Origin of the sequence: Stenotrophomonas maltophilia, from assembly GCF_003970865.1 — a bacterium.
Classification (GTDB): Bacteria; Pseudomonadota; Gammaproteobacteria; order Xanthomonadales; family Xanthomonadaceae; genus Stenotrophomonas; species Stenotrophomonas maltophilia_AR.
The window spans coordinates 1-4,498 of record NZ_RXLZ01000118.1; the positions used below are offsets into that span (position 1 = coordinate 1).

Genomic DNA, 4,498 nt, shown 5'->3' on the forward strand with positions numbered 1-4,498 from the left:
CTTCTGACGATTTTCCCACCCCCGCCACCTCAGAATGGCCGTTTTGCTCCCGGAGCCTGCCGTGCCCGTAGCCCTGCCCCGCCGTTGGCGCCTGCCCCTGTTGTGGCTGCTGATCATTGCTGCATTGGCAGCGGGCATCGGCCTTCGGCAGCCGCAGCCGCCGGACGAGCCGCGCTTCGTGCTGGCCGCGCGGACCATGGTCGAGAGCGGGCAATGGCTGCTGCCGCATCGTGGCAGCGAGCTGTATGCCGAGAAACCACCGGTGTTCATGTGGCTGCAGGCGGCCGCTTACGAGGTGGTCGGCAGCTGGCAGTGGTCGTTCCTGCTGCCGTCATTGCTGGGCGCCCTGCTGAGTCTGTGGCTGGTGTCGGATCTGGCACGGCGGCTGTGGTCGCCGCGGCATTCCATCTATGCCCTCGCGGCGCTGTTCTGCACCCTGCAGTTCGGGCTGATGGCCAAGCGTGCGCAGATCGACATGGTGCTGGTGGGGATGACCACCGTCGCCCTGTGGGGCTTGATGCGGCACCTGTGCGAACGTCGCAACCTGCCCGCGCTGTGGCTGGCCGGTTTCGCCGCAGGCGTCGGCACGGTGACCAAGGGCGTGGGTTTCCTGCCGCTGCTGATGGTGCTGCCCTGGTTCGGCTGGTGGCTGTACCAGCGCCGTCGCGGGCACCGTGTGGAGGGTCCGCACCCGGCAACGCTGCTGTGGCTGATCCCGGCGTTCCTGCTGGGCGTGGGCGTGTGGCTGGCACCGCTGGGCTGGGCCCTGCTGCATACACCCAGCGCCGAACTGCAGGCCTACGCGCATGAGCTGCTGTTCAAGCAGACCGGCACCCGCTACGCCAATGCCTGGCACCACCGGCAACCGGCCTGGTACTACCTGCAGGTGATCCTGACCCTGTGGCTGCCGGGCAGCCTGCTGCTGCCGATGCTGCTCAAGCCCTGGTGGCGCCGCATCCGTCGTGGCGATGGCCGCCAGTGGCTGCTGCTGGGCTGGGCGGTGCTGGTACTGGTGTTCTTCAGTGCCAGCCCGGGCAAGCGCGAGGTGTATCTGTTGCCGATGCTGCCGGCGATGGCACTGGCGGTGGCGCCGCTGCTGCCCGGCCTGCTGCGCCGCCTGTGCGTGCGCCGCTACCTGTTCGGCTACAGCGTGGTGCTGATGCTGGCCACCGGCGTGCTCGGCGTGATGCTGATGACCGAGCACCCGTGGGCGTTGGCACAACTGGAACGCCGCGCCATGCCCGATACGTTGCTGCCGGTGCTGGGCGATGGCCTGCTGACCTTCGCCATTGCCCTGGCCACGCTGATCGTGTGGCTGCGGGTACGTCGTGCCGCGACGCTGGTACTGCTGACCCACGGCATGCTGTGGATGCTCTACGGCCTGGTGCTGATGCCTGCACTGGACCCCTTCGCCTCGGCATCGGCACTGATGCGCCGGGTCGGTGCGCGGATCGGTCCCGATGCCGAACTGGCGCTGGTGGCCTGGCGCGAGCAGAACCTGCTGCAGGCCGACCGGCCGGTGCGCGAGTTCGGCTTCAAGCGGCCCTGGGCCGAGCAATGGCACGACGCCGGCCCGTGGCTGGCCGAGGCACCGGACAAGCGCTGGCTGCTGGTGCTGGATGATGCAATGAGCCCGTGCGTGGACCCGAGCAAGGTGATCGATATTGGTGTTGCCAACAGGAACCGTTGGCAATTGCTTCCCGGTACCGCATGGAACCCGGAATGCCACGCCGAGCGGACAGGGTCGACCGCTGAAGAAGACTGAACGTTGACACGTACCGGGCAAGCATTAACCCGGCACGAACGAGCGTCCGACCCTTCTCCGACATCCAGGTGACGAGCATGACCGCGGATTCCCGACCCGCCCTTTCCCAGCATGCCCGTCCGTCCCCTTGATTCGGTAGCGCCGCTTGCGACATCGCCACTGGCGTCACGATTTGCCGTAACTCACCTCTGGCTGCCTGTCGCAATCGGTCTGCCCCTGTTTACGCTGCTGATGGGTTTCGGCGGCGACCAATGGGTCGCCGATCATCTGTTCCGCCTGGAGGGTGGCCACTGGGCGCTGCAGGACGCCTGGGTCACCCGCACGGTGGTGCACAAGGCCGGCAAATGGCTGAGCACGGCTGCTGCACTCGTGGCGATCCTGCTGTGCTTCCACCACTGGCGAAAGGGTCGCGATCGCACCCTGCGGTGGGCGCTGCTTTATGTCGTAATTGCCATGGCTCTGGGCACGGGTGTGATCTCCCTGCTGAAGTCGCTGGTGCCGATGGAATGCCCCTGGGACCTGCTGCGCTACGGCGGCCACCAGCCTTTCATCGGGCTTTTCACGGCGCGCCCCGCAGGCATGGCCGCACAGGCCTGCTTCCCGGCCGGCCACGCCAGCGCGGGTTATGCATGGTTGTCCCTGTACTTTTTTGCCTTGCTGTGGCGCCCTTCATGGCGCTGGGCTGGGTTGTGGATCGGCCTTGCCACCGGCCTGGTGTTCGGCATCAGCCAGCAGCTGCGGGGCGCGCATTTCCTTTCGCATGACCTTGCTACTGCCTTGATCTGCTGGCTGCTTTCGCTGGGCCTGTATCTGATCGTCAAACGCGTCCTGGCACGCCGTCAGCTGGACCGTCCCCACCGCCAGGAGGCAAACGCATGAGTGCATCGGTCCAACGCCCCGCCCGCCTTCCCGCGTTGGCGAACCTTCGCCACTGGCGGCCGCAGCTGTCCACCGAAGCACTGATCGCACTGACCAGCCTGTTCTTCGCGGTGGCCGGCAACGGCCTGTTCTGGCACAGCGCGATGGCCAGCCATCCGGGCAGCCTGCGCTACGCGCTGTCGCTGCTGCTGTTGCTGCTGGGTGCACACGGCGTGCTGCTGGGCATCCTGGTCTGGCGCTGGAACGCCAAGGTGGTGATCAGCCTGTTGTTGCTGGTGACCGCATTCGCTGCGCACTACATGAGCCGTTACCACATCTACCTGGATGCGGACATGCTGCGCAACGTGCTGGCGACCGATCCCAAGGAAAGCCGCGAGCTGATGACCGTGTCGCTGGTGTGGCCGGTGCTGTTGCTGGCGGTGTTGCCGATGATCGTGCTGTGGCGCGTGCAGCTGCGCCGCCGCAGCTGGGGCCGCAGCCTGCTCTGGCGCATCGGCTTCCTGGTGGTGGCGGTAGTGACCGCGGTGGGCGGCGCATTGATCTCGTTCCAGGATGTCTCGGCACTGATGCGCAACCAGCGCGAAGTGCGTTACCTCGCCACCCCGGCCAACGTGCTGCTGGGCATGCCGCGTGCACTGCGTGGCGACAACCCGGTGCAGCGCGCGCCGAAGCTGCCGATCGGTACCGACGCCAAGGCCACCCCGCGTGCACCTGCCAGCAAGCCGCGCCTGCTGGTGATCGTCATGGGCGAAACCGTGCGCGCGCAGAACTGGGGCCTCAACGGTGGCCGCAACACCACCCCGGAACTGGCCCAGGCCAGTGTGGTCAATTTCCCGGACATGCATTCGTGTGGCACCAGCACCGAGGTTTCGCTGCCGTGCCTGTTCTCGCCGTGGGGCCGTCATGACTACGACGAGAAGAAGATCCGCGCGCACCAGTCGTTGCTGCATGTGTTGAACCGCGCTGGCATCGCACCGCTGTGGCGTGACAACCAGTCCGGCTGCAAGGGCGTGTGCGAAGGCCTGGACTTCCAGTCATTGTCCGATGCGACCACCCCGGGCCTGTGCGCTGATGGCCGCTGCATGGACGAAATCCTGCTGCAGGACCTGGCCACCCAGGTGCGTGCCAGGCCCGGCGACCGCGTGGTGGTGCTGCACCAGTTGGGCAACCATGGCCCGGCCTACTTCGAGCGCTACCCACCTGCATTCCGTCGTTTCACCCCGACCTGCGACACCCGCGACATCGGCCGCTGCACGCGCGAAGAGATCACCAACAGTTACGACAATGCCGTGCTGTACACCGATCACTTCCTGACCAAGACCATCGGCACGCTGCAGGGCATGCAGGACTACGACACGGCGATGATCTACCTGTCCGACCACGGCGAGTCGCTGGGCGAGAAGGGCCTGTTCCTGCATGGCGTGCCCTACGCGATTGCCCCGGCCGAGCAGACCCGGGTGCCGATGACGATGTGGTTCTCGCAGGGCTTCGCCAGCAGCCGCGGGCTGGACCTGCAGTGCGTGCGCAAGCGTTCGGCGGCGTATACCGACCACGACAACCTGTTCCCGTCGGTGCTGGGCCTGATGCAGGTGAAGACCTCGCTGTACGAGCGCGACCGCGACGTGTTCGCCAACTGCGAAGGTTGAGGGTTGTTCGGCAGGGCTTGCAGCCCTGCACCTGCAGGGGCAACGGCAACGGCCGAAGCAACAGCAGAAGCGGGTTTCCTGAGGCGGTCCCTAATACACATTTCCGACCCACCGAAAGTGATCCCTATCCCGAATCCGTGTCTTCGCTTTAAAAAAAAAAAATAGCAGTAAAATAAATTAACAAAACCCCACCTTTTTATAACCCTTT

The 4,498-nt window shown here is 65.8% G+C and carries 3 protein-coding genes; all 3 read left to right on the plus strand.

Translation table 11 applies throughout. The features are described from left to right. The first annotated feature begins 34 nt into the window (after positions 1 to 34). The 3 genes from EKL94_RS21790 to EKL94_RS21800 all read left to right on the plus strand — a co-directional run bounded on the left by EKL94_RS21790 (position 35) and on the right by EKL94_RS21800 (position 4,290). Complete coding sequence (locus EKL94_RS21790; protein ID WP_440086436.1) at positions 35 to 1,765, plus strand: ArnT family glycosyltransferase; 1,731 nt, start codon at positions 35 to 37, stop codon at positions 1,763 to 1,765. Between the two features lie 111 nt (positions 1,766 to 1,876). Then, a complete protein-coding gene (locus EKL94_RS21795) occupies positions 1,877 to 2,644 on the plus strand; it encodes a phosphatase PAP2 family protein (RefSeq protein WP_126930610.1) in 768 nt (255 codons plus the stop codon). Beyond that, positions 2,641 to 4,290, plus strand: coding sequence for a phosphoethanolamine transferase (locus EKL94_RS21800; protein ID WP_126930611.1), 1,650 nt, complete (start codon positions 2,641 to 2,643; stop codon positions 4,288 to 4,290). Before EKL94_RS21795 ends, EKL94_RS21800 begins: the two co-directional genes overlap by 4 nt. Positions 4,291 to 4,498 lie beyond the last annotated feature (208 nt).